The following is a 16,152-nucleotide window of genomic DNA, read 5'->3' on the forward strand; positions in this document are numbered from 1 at the left end:
GCGCCAGCAAGCCAGGGCCCATTCTTTTGAATGGGTTTTTTTATGTCTGCTCACTCAGAACTTACCCAGCAAACGGTACATCCAGAAGGCCTCATCGGTCTTCATGCGTTGGGCAAACCGGGCGGGTGAAAAACCGGAAATGCGTTTGACCTCTCTGCCAAAATGAGACTGGTCGCTATACCCGGCCTGCAACGCCACATCGGACCAGACAGGCTGAGCCTGCTGCTGCACCAGAGCAAAGGCGCGCTCTGCCCGCACATACAGCTGCAGCTCACGCTGGCTCTGCCCGGCCCAACGCTTGAATTGCCTTTGCATCTGGCGCAGGCCCGTTCCCGTACGTGTTGCGGCCATCTTCATCCCCAAGGTCGTCAGCCAATGATGCAAGCTGTCAGCACCTTCTGTCGCCAGACTGCCATGCGCACAGCGATGAATTGCCGCCTCCAACTGCTCGAACAAAGGGCCATCTTCAGTGCCTGCTTGCCCAAGTATCTGACAACGGGCAGCGGGTAAAACCTGATCCAGAGGCAGTACCTGATCCAGAAAATCGCTGGCCTCTATCCCAAACACACGCTTCAGGGCATCGGGATAGAGGCCAATCGAAATTGCATGGACAGGTCCGGGAGACCAGCTAATGGACGGTGTGCGCGAAGGCCCAGCGAACAGCATGCTGGGAAGGGCCTCTGACAGAACCAAAGTCCCGCCATCTACTGGCGTCTGCACCATATGCAACTGGCCATGAAAAACCCAGGACAACACCACCAGGGGCGAAGCCGGATAAAAGTTCAAACGTTGCTGCGGCAGCAGATCCAGAGCACGGGTATCACGCTCCACGCCCAGATGGATAATGGACGCCGTTTTTCGGCTGGGGTGATGCAAACGGGCACAAGGCAAAGCAGACATGGGAGGTCGTTTCCGTTCTATCCGACCCAGGCAAGCCGGGCCACACTGAAAGTCCTTTTATCCTACTTCAGCCCCGCCTTCTTATGCCTAAAACTATTTTGCAAGGATCCTGGTCTCATCGCTGCCGAAGCGTCCTTACCCTTTGGGCCACCACCATCGACGTACTGCTCCGCCGCGCCATCGCCAAGCCATTGGTGCGAGGCTGGTCTGTGCCTTTTGAAATCGCCACCCTGTTCTATCGCAAGCAGTTCAACCACGCCTTCCGCTTGCCAACCATAGCTGAAGGCCGCGCCTATTTCGACAGCTTGTACACGATTGCCGAACCGGACTTGCCCGTCCAGATACAGGCCAGCACGTCCCCAGAACCACGGGGAGACTGGTTTATTCCAGACCGCCCGGACAACACCAAAACCCTCTTGTACTTTCATGGTGGCGGCTATACGTTCTACCCTGCTGCGTCGCACCACTTCATTCGCCTGCTGGCCCACAAGCTGCAAATTTCCATCTTCGCCGTGGACTACCGCCTGACCCCGGAGCATCCTCACCCAGCCCAACAGGAAGATGCGCTAGACGCCTACCGCTATCTGCTCAAGCGTGGTATCCCTGCCCAGGATATTGTCCTGGCAGGCGACTCGGCGGGCGGACACCTGGTGCTGATGAGCTTGGTCGGCCTGCGTCAAGCGGGACTGCCCCAACCTTCTCTGGCCTTGGCACTAAGCCCCTGGACGGATATAGGACGACGCGGCGCCAGCCAGTTTGGTCATGATCGCTACGATATGGTGCAGGGCTATCAAACGCTGCAATACGGTCAATGGCTAAAGGGCAACGGCCCCTGGAATGATGATCGGCTCTCGCCCATTGCACAGGATCTGCGCCATCTGGCCCCCATCTACATTCAGGCAGGTGGCAAGGAAATTCTGGTCGACATGATCCGGGATTTTGCCCGAGAGGCGCACAAACAGGGGGCCAATATACGGCTGGATGTCTGGCCGGATATGACGCACGAATTTCATGCTTACGGCAGCACACTGCCGCAAAGTGAGCAGGCGATGAGTGCGCTACGAGCAGCAATTCACTGGACAGTTGGGGGAGTTTTTGAGCCAGCAGAAGAAACCGAGCTGAATGGGCTGGACTGTGCGTATGGCAAAGCCCAACCTGAAGACATCAAGCCTGTGTGATGGCCTGCGTAATCATGTAGATCGCCAGCACAGTCAGCATGCCAGCGAAGATGCGCTTGAGCGTCACCTGGTCAATCTTGTGGGCCAGACTGGCGCCCAAGGGGGCGGTACAAATACTGGTGACCGAGACAATCAACAAGGCTGGCCAGTAGATAAAACCAATCATGCCGGGATGGCTGCCAAAGGTAGCCTGACCGGACCAGATATAACCCACGCTATTGGCCAGCGCGATGAAAAAACCCAAGGCAGCCGAAGTAGCGACGGCCTGCCGCACAGGCACATTGCCGCGCAGCATGAAGGGTACGGACAGAAACGCCCCACCCGCTCCCAGCAGACCGGACACGAAACCGATCAAGGCTCCCATGGCCGCAATCCAGAATGGAGCAGGCAAGGAACGGCCTTGCACCGGGATCGACTTACGTGCCATTTTGGAGGCCGAATACAAGACGAACACACCGAACACAATCGCCAGCGCCGTGCTGTTGATCATGGCAAAAATCGCGCCGCCCGACAGTAGCCCACCCACGATCAAACCGGGCACCATGACCTTGACCACGTCCCAGCGAATAGCACCATGTTTATGGTGTGCTCGCACGCTGGACAAGGAGGTGAACAGAATCGTGGCCATGGCCGTGGCAATGGACGCATGCACGGCCAGCTCTTGCGGCACCCCAAACAAGGGCAGCAGGAAGGTCAGAAAGGGCACGAGAATCATGCCCCCACCAATCCCCAGTAAACCGGCGGCCAAACCAATACCAGCACCCAGTACCAGCAAACTGATGACAAGAATGGGATCCATGCCCGCCTCTTATTGAATAATGCCGCCGCCCAGGCAGCGGTCACCGTCATACAAGACCACGGACTGGCCCGGCGTTACGGCCCATTGGGGCTGATCAAAATGCAGGGACAGGCTGTCGCCTTCCGCAGCCAGAACCGTGCAGGCCGCATCAGCCTGGCGATAACGGGTCTTGGCATGAATCGGGCCTAACGCTGGCGGATGGCCCGCTACCCAACTGGTCTGCTCGGCCCTCAACTCAGACTGCAACAGCCAGGGGTGATCATGCCCTTGCACCACATACAGCGTGTTCGTGGCCAGATCCTTACGGGCGGCATACCAGGCGTCGGCGGTGCCGTCTTCGCGCTGCTTACCCTTGACCCCACCAATGCCCAAACCCTTGCGCTGACCATAGGTGTGGAAAGCCAGGCCCACGTGCTGACCCAGCACCTGCCCTTCTGGTGTTTTGATAGGACCGGGTTGAGTGGGCAGGTAGCGATTCAGGAACTCGCGGAAAGGGCGCTCACCAATAAAGCAAATGCCGGTCGAGTCTTTTTTAGCGGCATTGGGCAGTTTCAGTTCCTCGGCAATGCGGCGCACTTCCTGCTTGTTGATCTCGCCTAAAGGGAACAAGGTGCGCGACAACTGCGCCTGATTCAGACGGTGCAGAAAATAGCTTTGATCCTTGGACGCATCCAGACCTTTCAGCAACTGGTAGTCTGTGCCGCCCCCGGCCATGGGCACGCCACGCACACGGGCATAATGGCCAGTGGCAATCCAGTCCGCGCCCAAGGTCATGGCGTGGTCCAGAAAGGCCTTGAACTTGATTTCCGCATTACACAGAACATCGGGATTCGGGGTACGGCCTGCCGAGTATTCCCGCAAGAACTCCGCAAACACGCGGTCTTTATATTCTGCAGCGAAGTTGACCGCCTCGATCTCGACCCCGACCAGATCGGCCACGCTGGCCGCGTCCAGCCAATCCTGGCGCGAGGAGCAAAATTCGGAGTCATCGTCGTCTTCCCAGTTCTTCATGAACAGGCCCACGACTTCATAGCCTTGCTCTTTAAGCAGCCAAGCCGAGACAGAGGAGTCCACGCCGCCGGACATTCCGATAACGACGCGACCTTTTTTGGTGGAAATAGTCATTGCAGTGATGATGAGAGGTGTCGCAGCAGGCAGACCGATGGTCTGGCACGCACCTGACTAACTAAAAAAGGCATTGTACGCCTGCCCTGACGCATGTACAGGCAGACACCGCCAGTACCTGGGGTTTCTGGAAAACTGTACTGCCCAGGACACAAATAAAAAAGCCCGGACAGGCATCCGGGCTTTTGAAACTGCTGCTGGGCGATCAGTTCTGAGGACGCGCAGGCAACATTTTTCCGGGGTTCATGATGTTATGAGGGTCCAGCGCCTGCTTGATGCTGCCCATCACATCCAGCGCATCCTGGCCGTGTTCGGCCAGCATGAACTCCATCTTGTGCAAGCCCACACCGTGTTCGCCGGTGCAGGTGCCTTGCATGGCAATGGCACGCTCTACCAGACGATGGTTCAGGCGCTCGGACTCGTCCCACTCTTCCTGACTATCGGCGTCCAGCAGCATCAGAACGTGGAAGTTGCCATCGCCCACGTGACCCACGATGGTGTACGGGAACGGAGCCTGATCCATGTCCGCAGCCGTTTCAGCCACGCACTCGGCCAGAGCCGAGATGGGCACGCACACGTCCGTGGTGCTGGAGCGGCAACCGGGACGCAGTTGCAAACCGGCAAAATAGGCATTGTGACGTGCGGTCCACAGACGGGAGCGGTCTTCGGCCTTGTCGGCCCACTCAAAGTCCATGCCCCCGTTATCACGCGTGATTTCCTGAACCACCTGAGCCTGTTCCTGCACACCGCTGGGGCTGCCGTGGAATTCAAACAGCAACAGGGGCGATTCTTTCAGCGTCAGCTTGCTGTAGGCATTGGTGGCACGTACGGCGGCCGTATCCATGAACTCAACGCGCGCAATCGGAATACCCATTTGAATGACCTCGATCACGCTTTGCACGGCAGAGCGCAGATCGGGGAAATTACAGATGGCGGCAGAAATGGCTTCGGGCTGCGGGTACAGGCGTACCGTGACTTCGGTGATGATGCCCAGCGTCCCTTCGCTACCGATGAACAAGCGGGTCAGGTCGTAACCGGCGGAGGATTTCTTGGCGCGGTTAGCCGTATCAATAATGCGGCCGTCTGCCGTCACGACCTTCAGGGTCAGGACGTTTTCACGCATGGTACCGTAACGCACGGCATTGGTACCCGATGCACGGGTTGCTGCCATCCCGCCCAGGCTAGCATCCGCACCAGGGTCAATAGGGAAGAACAAGCCGGTGTCCCGGATATGCTCGTTCAGGGCCGTGCGGGTGACACCAGCTTGCACTGTGGCGGTGAAGTCTTCTGCATTGATCGCCACGATCTCGTCCATAGCGGACAAGTCCAGGCTGACGCCGCCTTGAATCGCCAGGAAATGCCCTTCCAGCGAGGAACCGGCCCCGTAAGGAATCAGAGGCACATGATGCTCATGACAATGGCGTGCCACCCAGGCCACTTCTTCTGTGCTGCGAGCAAAAACAACAACATCAGGCAGCATGGGTGGATAGGGCGATTCATCCCGTCCATGGTGTTCACGCACGGCGTGAGAAAGCGAGCACCGCTCTTGGAACTGAGCCTGCAAGGCTTCTACAAAACCTTCAGGTAAAGGGCGCCGCGCTAGGTCGGCATGACCGGGAGCATTCATGAGCATTCCAAAAAGGCAAAACCCTATTATGAGTGGCTAAGTGCCCCCTCTTCAAGAGCGACTCGTGCCTGGCGACGCTGACGCACCGCTTGGGCCAGTTTTTCCAGAACCACCACGGTGTCATCCCAATCGATGCAACCGTCGGTAATGCTTTGCCCGTAGGTCAAAGGCTTGCCTTCCACCACGTCCTGACGACCGCCGACCAAATGGCTTTCGATCATCACGCCGCAGATACGCATATCGCCGCCCGAGATCTGACCGGCCACATCAGCCAGCACTTCGGGCTGGCGGCGGTAGTCTTTATTGCTGTTGGCATGGCTGGCATCGACCATCACACGCGGCACCATGCCGGCCTTGATCATGGCCTGGCTGGTTGCCTCGACGTTTTCGGCGTCGTAGTTCGGCGTCTTGCCACCGCGCAAAATCACGTGGCAATCGTTATTGCCCACGGTGGACACAATGGCGGAGTGACCACCCTTGGTGACCGACAGGAAATGGTGCGGCTGCGAAGCGGCCTTGATCGCGTCCAGAGCAATACGGATATTGCCATCCGTGCCATTCTTGAAGCCCACGGGGCAGGACAATCCGGAGGACAGTTCGCGGTGAACCTGGCTCTCTGTCGTGCGAGCACCAATGGCGCCCCAGGAAACCAGATCGGCAATGTACTGAGGCGTAATCATGTCCAGGAACTCGCAGCCAGCAGGCAAATCCAGCTGGTTGACGGCCAGCAACAATTCACGTGCGGTGCGCAAACCCTGATTGATGTTGAAGCTGCCATCCATGAAGGGGTCGTTGATCAGCCCTTTCCAGCCCACGGTGGTGCGTGGCTTTTCGAAATACACGCGCATCACGATTTCCAGCTCGGGGGCAAAGCGTTTGCGCTCGACCGTCAGACGGCGGGCGTAATCCAGAGCGGCTTCGGTATCGTGAATGGAACAAGGGCCCACCACGACCACCAGACGATCGTCCTGCTCGTGAAGAATCTTGTGAATGCTGCGGCGCGCCTTGTGAACCGTGGTCGAGACAGCAGAGGTACACGGGAACTCGCGCATCACATGGGATGGGGGAGACAGCTCCTTAATTTCACGAATCCGTAAATCATCAGTATTGTGCGACACGATTGAACTCCAGTTGGTTTGCCAGATCCGGGGGCAAACGAAAAAAAAGCCGCCCGGTCTATGCTGGCGGCTTATTTCAGGATTTAGGTCTTACTTGTGTTTGGTGCAACCCGTCCTTTCCTCCACCAGCGGCATCGGAAAAGCATAAAAATAAAAAAAGAAAACAGGGGTTGCGAAAGTCATGGAAAAAATCCTAACACAGTTCCGGACGCGCCGCCAACAAAACCAGCAAGATTCATCCTAAAAAACGCAGAGCAATAAAATATTTATACCAACAACCCCCTAAAAAACACCACCAAACAAAACAATCATTTCGTTTAGCGTTTTTTATCAGCCCTTTTGTTTCGTGTTATTGCGAAAAACCACGATAAATCGTTTAGATGGTTTGCCTGTCTTGTTTTTACATCTGCATACAAACCTGATGATGGATTGCCAGCCTGTGTGCCTGCATTTGTGGACATCACAATAAACGGAGTCTCACACAGCACCTCAACGTAGAACCGCAAGCTCATCATCGCAGGCCCACCGATGACCTTAGGTGGGCTTAAAAGCCATGTCTATTGCCAGGTCACCCATTTGTCCTCTGCCTGCCTCTTCTCCTATATAGAAATCCTAAGCAGGCTCTTTTTTCGATAGTTTCTATCCATTTAATTTGAGTACTAATGATTTTATAAGCTATGATTTCTCTGCAAATCTTTCGTAAAACAAATCATTTATAACGAAATGGTATAGGCGAAAAAAGGACTCATGATGAAACTACAATCCAAGCCCCTCTGCGCGTTGGCCTTTGCCCTGCTGGGCTCCCTGGCTACCGCATCCAGCACCCACGCAGTCACGCTGGAGCAAGTCAAAGAGCGCGGCGTGATTCGCGTCGCCGTTGCGAATGAAATTCCGTACGGATACATGGACATGTCCGGCAAAGCCCAAGGCGCTGGCCCCGAAGTGGCCCAGGCCATCTTGGAGCGTCTGGGTATCAAAGAGATCAAGTGGGAAACCGCCAACTTTGGCTCCCTGATCCCCGGCCTGCAAGCCAAACGCTTTGATATGGTGGCCGCTGAAATGGCCATCCTGCCGCAACGCTGCAATACCGTGCTGTTCTCCGAGCCCAACAGCTCCTATGGTGAAGGCCTGCTGGTCGCCAAGGGCAACCCCAAGAACATTCACTCCTACGAAGACTTCGCCAAGACTGATCACAAGATTGCCATCATGGCAGGTGCCGATCAGTTGGAAATGATGCAGGCCCTGGGTGTGCCCGATGAACGCATGGTCACCATTTCCAATAACGCCGATGCCATCTCGACCGTGGCTACGGGTCGTGCCGATGCCTATGCAGCTACCGGTCAAACAGCCAGCGATCTGGCCTCCAAAGGGGGTGGCAAAGTAGAACTGGCCGCCCAGTTCAAGGACCCCGTCATCAATGGCAGCCCGGTTCGTAGCTGGGGCGGTTTTACCTTTGCCAAGGAGTCCGAAGACCTGCGTGATGCCGTCAACAAGGAACTGGCTGAATTCAAAAAAACCGATGAATGGAAAGCCATCCTGAGCAAGCACGGCTTTACCGAAGAAGACGTCAAGCACTCGTTTGAGAAATCCACGGAACAGCTGTGTAAAGCCTGATCCTTCACCTGCGGGTAAGGCGGCCGCACGGGCTGCGCGGCTCCTTGCAAGGGCCAACAGAGCATCCAAAGTGCACCGCCTGCCCTTGTCTGGAACCTGATATGGATTGGTTAAGTTACAGCTTGCCCCTGATGGAAGGGGCCTGGGTCACCATACAGCTCACCCTGTATTCAACCGTGGTGGGAGCCATCGCTTCCTTTGCCCTGGGCATAGGCAGGCTCTCTCACTCGGTAGCCTTGCGTTCACTGTCCATCACCGTTATTGAAGTTTTTCGCGGCACCTCGTTATTGGTACAGTTGTTCTGGCTGTACTTTGCCCTGCCGATTCTGGGCGAGTCCATAGGCCTGGACTGGCGTCTTGATCCTGTCGTAGCCGGCACCCTGGCCCTGGGCCTGAACATTGGCGCCTACGGTGCGGAGGTCGTACGTGGTGCCATTCAGGCCGTGCCGCACTCCCAACTAGAGGCTGCCAAGGCCCTGGACTTTACCGAGCGCCAAACCCTGTGGCGCATCAGCCTTCCCCAGGCCATTCCCGAGATGATGCCCAGCTTTGGCAATCTGGCCGTACAAAACCTGAAAGATACGGCCCTGGTCTCTTTGATCAGCTTGGGGGACTTGAGCTTTAGAGCTGAACAAATACGCAACTTCACCCAGGACAGCACCACCATCTATACCCTGCTCTTGCTGATGTACTTTGGCATGGCACTGGTACTGACCGTCCTGATGAAATTACTGGAACGCGCAACCGGCCGCTGGCGCGCGCAAAGGAGCTGAACATGCTGTTTGGTATTGAATGGGACACCAGCAGCAACGGAGCATTTGCGCTGTCTATCCTGCCTATCTTGCTCAAAGGCTTATGGGTCACCATCCAGGCCGCTGTGCTGGGCTTCGGTGTGGCCGCGGTGTTAGGACTGATTCTGGCCGGCCTGAAAAGCGTGCGTTTGCGCCTGATTTCCTGGCCCGCCTATGTGCTGACCGAATTCCTGCGCGACACGCCTTTGCTGGTGCAACTGTTTTTCCTGTATTACGTGCTGCCAGACTACGGCATTGTGCTACCCGCCTTTCTAACCGGCGCGCTGGCACTGGGTGTGCAGTACAGCGCCTACTTGTCTGAAGTCTATCGAGCCGGTCTGGAGTCCGTTACCCACGGCCAGACTGAAGCCGCCCGCGCGCTGGATATTTCTCCGCTGCGCACCTTCATGGTCATCACCCTGCCCCAGGCTATCCCGCGCATCATCCCTGCGATGGGCAACTACCTGGTGTCCATCATGAAGGACGTGCCTGTACTTTCTGTCGTATCGGTGCTGGAAGTCCTGAATGTGGCCAAGATTATTGGTGACCGTACCTTTAACTACATTATTCCCCTGTCCATGGTGGGCGGCCTGTATCTGCTGCTGACCCTGCTGGCTTCGGCTGGGGTACGGGCGCTGGACCAGCGTTTACCCAAGCAAGGAATTCCCCTGCGATGACTGACACAACAAGCCCCATCATTCAATTTGACAATGTCACCAAGAAGTTTGGTGATGTCACCGTCCTGGACGCCTTGAACTTCCAGGTAGAACCGGGTGAGAAAGTCACCATCATCGGCCCTTCCGGCTCAGGTAAATCCACGGTGCTGCGCATCCTGATGACACTGGAAACCATCGACGAAGGCGTCATTACCGTAGCCGGCAAGCCCCTCTGGCACGAGCGGGTTGATGACAAGCTGGTGCCCGCCAGCCAAAATCATTTGCGCGAAATGCGCAAGGAAATGGGCATGGTGTTCCAGCAATTCAACCTGTTCCCGCATATGACGGTCATGCGCAATGTGACTGAAGCGCCCACCCATGTGCTGGGCCTGTCCAAAAAACAAGCGCGCGAACGGGCTACCAAATACCTGGAACTGGTCGGCCTGATCGACCATGCCGACAAATTCCCCAGTCAGCTCTCTGGCGGGCAACAACAGCGTGTGGGAATTGCCCGGGCCCTGGCCATGGAACCCAATATTCTGCTGTTTGACGAGCCAACCTCGGCCCTGGACCCGGAACTGGTAGGTGAGGTGCTGGGCGTGATTCAAACGCTGAGTCAGGAACAGGATCTGACGATTTTGCTGGTGACTCACGAAATGCAATTTGCCAAGGAGGTATCAGACCGCGTCTGCTTCTTTGATAAAGGCGTGATTGTCGAGTCCGGCCCACCAGAGCAAGTGTTCTGCCATCCGCAGGAGGCACGGACACAGGCGTTCTTGAGCAACTTCATTCAGGCAGCGTGACCCCCAACGCTCCGTCACTTGAGCGTGGTTCTGCCCTGAACCACGCGCAAACGGCTTTTGCCACAAAGGAGTCAATCTCCCGCAACGGCAGCAAACGAGAACCCTCCAGAGCGGTGCGGCGATAGGTCTGCCCTCTCCGGTAATCCGCCTTATCAGCAAAAGCCAGGAGCGAATCCGCGCTTTGTTGCTGAACCAGCATTGCCAGATCCCATCGCTCTTCTTCCGGACCAATCAAGAATGGGCCGCCTGAACCCAAAAAACAAAAGCTGACCACCGCTTGCGTGCGTCGCGCATAACAACAGCACAACCTGATGCCTGAGTCGGCTCCAGATACACACGTGGCTGAGGCTTGGTGTTCATGGACTCTGCCCCCAAGTCTTATTCAACCCAGGACGTCGCCGGAGTTTCAGCCAGTTTGATGGCATGCTCACGCACATCTTCCGGCCAGGCTGCCAGCAGTTGTTTGAATCGCTCCCACTCATCGGCAAACAAGGCTCGCATGGCTTCTTCAAAGCCGGGCAAGTCACCACCAATCGCGGTCATGAAGTTATAGGCCCGCTCTTGCGCCTGACGACGCTGATCTTTGGCGGCGCTGGCACGACGCGCTTCTTCCACCAGTTTGCGCAGAGCAACCGAAGCTCCACCGGGTTGAGTCGCCAGCCAATCCCAATGTCGTGGCAACAAGGTCACTTCGCGGGGGACGACGCCCAGCTTGGGGCGACCACGGCCTCGCGGGGCCTCTTCTTTTGTCTGCTTAAGCTCAGGTTCAGGAACGTCCACAGGCGCATAACGTTGCGCCAGCTCTTCGTCCGTCCTCTGGGTATTCACATCCACAAAGCGGCCTGTCACATCGTCAAAGATCAGCACGGGATCATTCACCCGGCTTTCCAGCACTTTCTTCACGGCCAGCACATTGACCAGCATAGGGCCGGACGCGATACGGCGGTGGCCCATAAAACTGGTGTAGGTATTGGGGTAAGTCGTTGTCATAGCAAAACCAGAGCTTCAAGTAAGAAGATCCTATTTTTACCCGGATGATATTAAGCTGTCAATATTACCCGGGTATAAATAAGAGGTTGTTGCTAATTGGGCGCATTAACACAGTTGATCCTGTCCAGCAGCCATCACAAGGACTCCTGGACAAGCCGAGTCATATCTGATGAGCATCTCCGATAACGGCTTTCCCGAACGCCGACCAGTCTGTACGGTGCAGACCCGTCATTTGCCAACGTCCGCCCCCAGACGCTGGCCGCCTCCCCCTCTTCTTCACAATCCTGAGCCCACAAAAAACGCCCCCTGAAATAAATCCAGGGAGCGTCTTATCCGGCCATGCCTGCACCCAAGGCGCAGACCTTCTTCTGGCTTAGGACTCCAGCAGTGGACCGGTCAATGGCGTCAGGACAGGAAACTGCCCACGAGTGGCTACATGCGCAGGACGAGGCGTCAGCCCCTGCTTGGGATCGCCCACGCAGTTTTCCACGCTGTTATAGACCGTAAACACATTGGCTCGTGGCCAAGGCGAGATGTTGCTGGCCGAGCCATGCAAGGTATTGCAGTCAAAAAAGATCACCGAACCGGCCTTGGCCGTAATGGCTTCAATGCCACCTTGATCCACCAGCAAGCGCAGGCTGATTGGATCGGGCACGCCATACTCCTGCTTGCGCAAGGATTCCTTGTAATGGTTGTCCGGCGTTTGCCCCGTGCAAGAGATGAACTGACGGTGTGACCCTGGCACCAGCATCAAGGGGCCATTGCACACATTATTGTCAGTCAACAGCACCGAGCAGCTTAAGGCGCGCATTTGCGGCATGCCATCTTCGATATGCCAGGTCTCGAAGTCCGAGTGCCAGTAAAACTCCTTGCCGGTAAAGCCCGGTTTCAGGTTGGCACGGGACTGATGCACATACACATCCGAGCCCAGAATCTGGCGAGCCACATCCAGCACGCGCGGATCACGTACCAGACGGGCAATCAGTTCGCTTAATTCATGCACCCGAAAGATCGAGCGCACGGCCTGACTGCCTTTTTCCACCACAGCCTCTTCACGCGACAAGATGCCGGGGTCCGTGCTCATGGCTTCCACATTGCCCAGCAAGGCTTGCACTTCCTGCGCATTGAACAAATCGGGCAGCAGCAAAAAGCCGTTGTCCTCATACTCCCGCAATTGGGACGTGTTCAAAGGCTGGCTACCTACCGGATCCGGATACACCACCGGCTCCTGGCGGCTGACGATGGCCGCCGTTCGTTCTGTACGGGAGGTGTACAGATCGCTCATGGTCACTGTCATCATGCTCTCCTTAGGTCTTCAGTCTTCCACGATGGCTGGGTAAACCCCTTTCTCATCGTGAACTTCCTGACCGGTCAAGGGCGGATTGAATACGCAGATCACTCGCAAGGGCTCTTTGCCACCGCGTAGATAGTGCTCGTCGTGCTGGTCCAGAGCGTAGACTACGCCTGGGCCCAAATCGTATTTCTTGCCGTCGGCAACGGTTTCGATTTCACCATCGCCCTCGATGCACCACACCGCTTCCAGGTGATTCTGGTAGTGGATATGGGTCTCGGTACCCGGAAAAATAACGGTTTCATGAAAGGAAAAACCCATGCCGTCTTTCTTGAGCAAAACACGGCGGCTAACCCAGGTGTCTGTACGCACCTCATCACGGGTTCCAATCACATCTTGTACGTTCTTCACCAGCATTAGCGTGCTCCTCCAATCTTCAGAATTTTGGCTTGACTGCCACGCTTGGACAAACACTGAGCCACGCTGCGTTCAATAATGTCCAGCCCCTGAGTCAGCTCTTCATTGCTGATCGTCAGCGCAGGCAGCAGCTTCAGAACCTCGTCATGAGCACCCGAGGTCTCAACCACCAACCCTTGCTTGAAAGCCTGTGCCGCAATTTCATTGGCCAGACCGGCGCCGGGTGGAGTCACCAGACCTTGAATCAGGCCACGACCACGCACACTTAATCCTCGATCGGGGTAGCTATGAACCAGGTTCTCCAGCCAGTCGCGCACTTGGCGCTCTTTACTCTGGATTTCGGCTTCAAAGTCCTCGTTAGCCCAGTAGCTTTCCAGGGCTTGAGCGGCGGTCACGAAAGCCAGGTTATTGCCACGGAAGGTGCCGTTATGCGCGCTGGGTTTCCACACATCCAGTTCAGGACGCAACAGAACCAGGGACATGGGCAAGCCAAAACCGGACAAGGATTTGGACAAGGTAATAATGTCAGGGCTGATGCCAGCCTGCTCGAAGCTGAAGAAACGGCCAGTCCGACCGCAACCAACCTGAATATCATCGACAATCAGCAACATATCGTGCTCGCGGCACAGACGTTGCAATTCACGCAGCCACCGCTGTGTGGCAACGTTCACGCCCCCTTCACCCTGCACAGTTTCCACGATGACCGCGGCAGGATGGTCCAGGCCGCTGCTGGGGTCTTCCAACAAACGCTCCAGATAAGCCATCGTATTGACGTCCGGGCCCAAGTACCCGTCATAGGGCATGAACGAAGTGTTGCCCAGGGCGACACCCGCTGCACTACGAAACTTGGAGTTCGCCGTCACTGCCAGGGAACCCGTGCTGACGCCGTGGAAACCATGCGTAAAGGAAATGACATTCTGGCGACCCTTGACCTGGCGTGCCAGTTTTAACGCCGCTTCAACGGCATTGGTGCCGGTAGGCCCCGTAAACTGCAAGCGGTAGTCCCACCCGCGCGGTTTGAGCAGCACTTTATCCACCGTTTCAAGAAAGTATTTCTTGGCGCTGGTGGCCATGTCCAAACCGTGTACCAAGCCGTCGGTGTTCAGGTACTCAATCAGCTTTTCTTTCAGATGAGGGTTGTTATGCCCGTAATTGAGCGTACCGGCCCCGCTGAAAAAATCGATGTATTGCCTGCCTGACTCGTCCTCCAAGACCGAGCCTCGGGCTTTGTTGAAAATGACCGGGAAGGACCGGACGTAGCCCCGTACTTCAGACTCCATCCGGTCGAATATTTTTAAATCAGTCATATTTCCTCTCCTGGTTATAGAACGGCGTGTCTTTTGAGCCGACAAACAACAATCAGCGAACCAGACCGGCTCTACCGTTCTTTTGCGTAAAGTCCCCTTATCCAGAGTCCAAGGGGCCGATTCGTAATAGAGGTTCTGCCTCGTGAGCCTGATTGGCAAACAAGGCAGTATCAAAAAATTCCTGTTCCTGCATAGGCACACCCCAACGTCGTGCCATGGCCGCAAACAAGCCACGCGAAGCCCGGTTCCCTGGGCTGACCGTCGTTTCCAGATAGCGCAAGGAACGACCACGCAAACGCTCTCGCAAGTGCTCCAGCATGGCCTGCCCCAAACGACGCCCACGAGCGCGCTCATGCACGGCAACTTGCCACACAAAGAGCACATCGGGACGGTCGGGGAGAAAGTAGGCAGAGATGAAACCGTCTATTTGTTCCCCACGCTGCGCGATAACGCAGGTCTGGGAAAAATGCTCGCTGAGCAGCAAATAGAGATATTCAGAATTCAGATCCAGTGGTGGGCTATCGGCAATCAGTTGATGGATTGCGGCAGCATCACGCAACAGGGGCGCACGCAGTATCAGCGCCGGGTCACTGGGGGCAGAATCGGTGGCAGTCACACTGCCAGCCGAGCTGCCCGTACTAGGTCGGTCCGTCAAACCACCAACCCGGATTCGGGGGGAACATCCCCTTCCGGGACCTCAAGAATAGGCGAGGCCGCCTCATCGGCCTCCAGCACAACATCCGGGTCAGCGTCGAGCAAACGCACAATGCGCTCCAGGGACAAGGTCATGGTGGCCTGTTCCAGCTCGGGCAACTCTTTCAAGGCATCTGACAACTTCTTTTGCAAAGGGGATGGCGTATCCTGCGCCAAGGTCTTGCCCTCGGGTGTCGCGCTCACAAAAACAATCCGTCGATCCTCACGTCCACGCTCGCGCACCACCAGTTTCTTGTCCTCCAGACGGTCCAGAATACCGACCACAGTACTGGGGCTGACATGCATTTCACGGCTGATGGCCGTGGCCGTCAGCGGACCTTTTTCAATAATGGTGCGCAGGCAGATCAACTGGGGCGCGGTGATATTGCTGTACGCCGACAGTTGTCTGGAGTGCAGGGCAATCGAGCGCGTGATCTGGCGCAAAGCCCGCAAAATTCGTAAATCGTAGTGTTGATCTTTGGTCATTTAATTAGCCAAACAAAATAATTCAGCACGATTAATTCGTGTTGAAATGATATGCCTAGAAAAGATCTAAGTCAAACCGATTCACACTCAAAATCATACGGAGCGTAAACCCGTGGATCTGACTCAAAACTGAAAAAAATGTAAGCACCTGCCCCTTTTGCAGCGGGCAAGCAAGCGAGCGCAATGCCCTGCTCCGTGCCTTCTTATCAACGAACAGAACAAAGCAGCGTGAAGCTTACAGTACACTGCCAGGAATCCCTGCCGGGGCTGTCACTCCTGGCCTTCCCCAAGACATGACGTGCTGTATCAGAACCCTGCTTGCAAACCACCACAGCCTGATACAAACCCGGCCCATTA

General features: G+C 56.1%; 16 protein-coding genes. 5 read left to right on the forward strand and 11 right to left on the reverse strand.

The window, feature by feature from the left end; genetic code table 11:
- Window positions 1–54: 54 nt before the first annotated feature.
- Entirely contained in the window at window positions 55–900 is an 846-nt protein-coding gene (locus ACDI13_RS02320; RefSeq protein ID WP_316989012.1) for a helix-turn-helix domain-containing protein, read from the reverse strand.
- 83 nt (window positions 901–983) lie between these two features.
- Between ACDI13_RS02320 and ACDI13_RS02325 the strand changes: the two genes are divergently transcribed.
- Window positions 984–2,078 carry an alpha/beta hydrolase gene (locus tag ACDI13_RS02325; protein WP_316989013.1) on the forward strand — a complete coding sequence of 365 codons (1,095 nt, stop codon included), beginning with the start codon at window positions 984–986 and terminating at the stop codon, window positions 2,076–2,078.
- Here ACDI13_RS02325 and ACDI13_RS02330 read toward each other — a convergent pair.
- The 4 genes from ACDI13_RS02330 to aroG all read right to left on the reverse strand — a co-directional run bounded on the left by ACDI13_RS02330 (window position 2,065) and on the right by aroG (window position 6,750).
- Window positions 2,065–2,877, reverse strand: a complete 813-nt coding sequence (locus ACDI13_RS02330; protein WP_316989014.1) for a sulfite exporter TauE/SafE family protein — start codon at window positions 2,875–2,877, stop codon at window positions 2,065–2,067. The two genes, ACDI13_RS02325 and ACDI13_RS02330, sit on opposite strands and share 14 nt — an antisense overlap.
- A gap of 9 nt (window positions 2,878–2,886) precedes the next feature.
- A complete protein-coding gene (gene mnmA / locus ACDI13_RS02335) occupies window positions 2,887–4,002 on the reverse strand; it encodes a tRNA 2-thiouridine(34) synthase MnmA (protein WP_316989015.1) in 1,116 nt (371 codons plus the stop codon).
- A gap of 205 nt (window positions 4,003–4,207) precedes the next feature.
- Window positions 4,208–5,629 (reverse strand): FAD-linked oxidase C-terminal domain-containing protein, encoded by a 1,422-nt coding sequence (locus ACDI13_RS02340; protein ID WP_316989016.1) that lies wholly within the window; start codon window positions 5,627–5,629, stop codon window positions 4,208–4,210.
- 26 nt (window positions 5,630–5,655) lie between these two features.
- A complete protein-coding gene (gene aroG, locus ACDI13_RS02345) occupies window positions 5,656–6,750 on the reverse strand; it encodes a 3-deoxy-7-phosphoheptulonate synthase AroG (RefSeq protein WP_316988176.1) in 1,095 nt (364 codons plus the stop codon).
- A gap of 744 nt (window positions 6,751–7,494) precedes the next feature.
- Here aroG and ehuB point away from each other — a divergent pair.
- From ehuB to ehuA, 4 genes are all read left to right on the forward strand, one after another.
- Window positions 7,495–8,361, forward strand: coding sequence for an ectoine/hydroxyectoine ABC transporter substrate-binding protein EhuB (gene ehuB, locus ACDI13_RS02350; protein ID WP_316988130.1), 867 nt, complete (start codon window positions 7,495–7,497; stop codon window positions 8,359–8,361).
- A gap of 101 nt (window positions 8,362–8,462) precedes the next feature.
- On the forward strand, window positions 8,463–9,134 hold the full coding sequence (gene ehuC, locus ACDI13_RS02355) for an ectoine/hydroxyectoine ABC transporter permease subunit EhuC (protein WP_316988131.1): 672 nt from the start codon (window positions 8,463–8,465) through the stop codon (window positions 9,132–9,134).
- Between the two features lie 2 nt (window positions 9,135–9,136).
- The gene (gene ehuD, locus ACDI13_RS02360; protein ID WP_083053302.1) at window positions 9,137–9,829 is read left to right on the forward strand and encodes an ectoine/hydroxyectoine ABC transporter permease subunit EhuD; all 693 of its coding nucleotides are present in this window, start codon (window positions 9,137–9,139) and stop codon (window positions 9,827–9,829) included.
- A complete protein-coding gene (gene ehuA, locus ACDI13_RS02365) occupies window positions 9,826–10,611 on the forward strand; it encodes an ectoine/hydroxyectoine ABC transporter ATP-binding protein EhuA (protein ID WP_316988132.1) in 786 nt (261 codons plus the stop codon). The genes ehuD and ehuA overlap by 4 nt, the downstream gene beginning before the upstream one ends.
- A gap of 378 nt (window positions 10,612–10,989) precedes the next feature.
- Here ehuA and ACDI13_RS02370 read toward each other — a convergent pair whose 3' ends face one another.
- The 6 genes from ACDI13_RS02370 to ACDI13_RS02395 all read right to left on the reverse strand — a co-directional run bounded on the left by ACDI13_RS02370 (window position 10,990) and on the right by ACDI13_RS02395 (window position 15,795).
- Window positions 10,990–11,601, reverse strand: a complete 612-nt coding sequence (locus tag ACDI13_RS02370; RefSeq protein WP_316988133.1) for a DUF2239 family protein — start codon at window positions 11,599–11,601, stop codon at window positions 10,990–10,992.
- Between the two features lie 373 nt (window positions 11,602–11,974).
- Entirely contained in the window at window positions 11,975–12,898 is a 924-nt protein-coding gene (thpD, locus tag ACDI13_RS02375; protein ID WP_316988177.1) for an ectoine hydroxylase, read from the reverse strand.
- An 18-nt stretch (window positions 12,899–12,916) separates the two neighbouring features.
- Complete coding sequence (locus tag ACDI13_RS02380) at window positions 12,917–13,309, reverse strand: ectoine synthase (protein ID WP_009456191.1); 393 nt, start codon at window positions 13,307–13,309, stop codon at window positions 12,917–12,919.
- On the reverse strand, window positions 13,309–14,616 hold the full coding sequence (gene ectB, locus ACDI13_RS02385) for a diaminobutyrate--2-oxoglutarate transaminase (protein ID WP_316988134.1): 1,308 nt from the start codon (window positions 14,614–14,616) through the stop codon (window positions 13,309–13,311). Before ectB ends, ACDI13_RS02380 begins: the two co-directional genes overlap by 1 nt.
- A gap of 97 nt (window positions 14,617–14,713) precedes the next feature.
- Complete coding sequence (gene ectA / locus ACDI13_RS02390) at window positions 14,714–15,271, reverse strand: diaminobutyrate acetyltransferase (RefSeq protein ID WP_372372656.1); 558 nt, start codon at window positions 15,269–15,271, stop codon at window positions 14,714–14,716.
- Entirely contained in the window at window positions 15,268–15,795 is a 528-nt protein-coding gene (locus ACDI13_RS02395) for a MarR family transcriptional regulator (protein ID WP_316988135.1), read from the reverse strand. The genes ectA and ACDI13_RS02395 overlap by 4 nt, the downstream gene beginning before the upstream one ends.
- Between the last annotated feature and the right edge of the window lie 357 nt (window positions 15,796–16,152).

This window comes from Alcaligenes faecalis (genome assembly GCF_041521385.1).
GTDB classification, from domain to species: Bacteria; Pseudomonadota; Gammaproteobacteria; order Burkholderiales; family Burkholderiaceae_B; genus Alcaligenes; species Alcaligenes faecalis_E.

Bases quoted from the DNA above. Each gene is read 5' to 3' on its own strand.
- ehuC (WP_316988131.1), top strand. From the start codon at position 8,463: ATGGATTGGTTAAGTTACAGCTTGCCCCTGATGGAAGGGGCCTGGGTC.
- ACDI13_RS02370 (WP_316988133.1), bottom strand. From the start codon at position 11,601: ATGACAACGACTTACCCCAATACCTACACCAGTTTTATGGGCCACCGC.
- ehuB (WP_316988130.1), top strand. From the start codon at position 7,495: ATGATGAAACTACAATCCAAGCCCCTCTGCGCGTTGGCCTTTGCCCTG.
- ACDI13_RS02380 (WP_009456191.1), bottom strand. From the start codon at position 13,309: ATGCTGGTGAAGAACGTACAAGATGTGATTGGAACCCGTGATGAGGTG.
- ehuD (WP_083053302.1), top strand. From the start codon at position 9,137: ATGCTGTTTGGTATTGAATGGGACACCAGCAGCAACGGAGCATTTGCG.
- ACDI13_RS02340 (WP_316989016.1), bottom strand. From the start codon at position 5,629: ATGAATGCTCCCGGTCATGCCGACCTAGCGCGGCGCCCTTTACCTGAA.
- mnmA (WP_316989015.1), bottom strand. From the start codon at position 4,002: ATGACTATTTCCACCAAAAAAGGTCGCGTCGTTATCGGAATGTCCGGC.
- ACDI13_RS02320 (WP_316989012.1), bottom strand. From the start codon at position 900: ATGTCTGCTTTGCCTTGTGCCCGTTTGCATCACCCCAGCCGAAAAACG.
- ACDI13_RS02325 (WP_316989013.1), top strand. From the start codon at position 984: ATGCCTAAAACTATTTTGCAAGGATCCTGGTCTCATCGCTGCCGAAGC.
- ACDI13_RS02395 (WP_316988135.1), bottom strand. From the start codon at position 15,795: ATGACCAAAGATCAACACTACGATTTACGAATTTTGCGGGCTTTGCGC.
- thpD (WP_316988177.1), bottom strand. From the start codon at position 12,898: ATGACAGTGACCATGAGCGATCTGTACACCTCCCGTACAGAACGAACG.
- ectB (WP_316988134.1), bottom strand. From the start codon at position 14,616: ATGACTGATTTAAAAATATTCGACCGGATGGAGTCTGAAGTACGGGGC.
- ACDI13_RS02330 (WP_316989014.1), bottom strand. From the start codon at position 2,877: ATGGATCCCATTCTTGTCATCAGTTTGCTGGTACTGGGTGCTGGTATT.
- ehuA (WP_316988132.1), top strand. From the start codon at position 9,826: ATGACTGACACAACAAGCCCCATCATTCAATTTGACAATGTCACCAAG.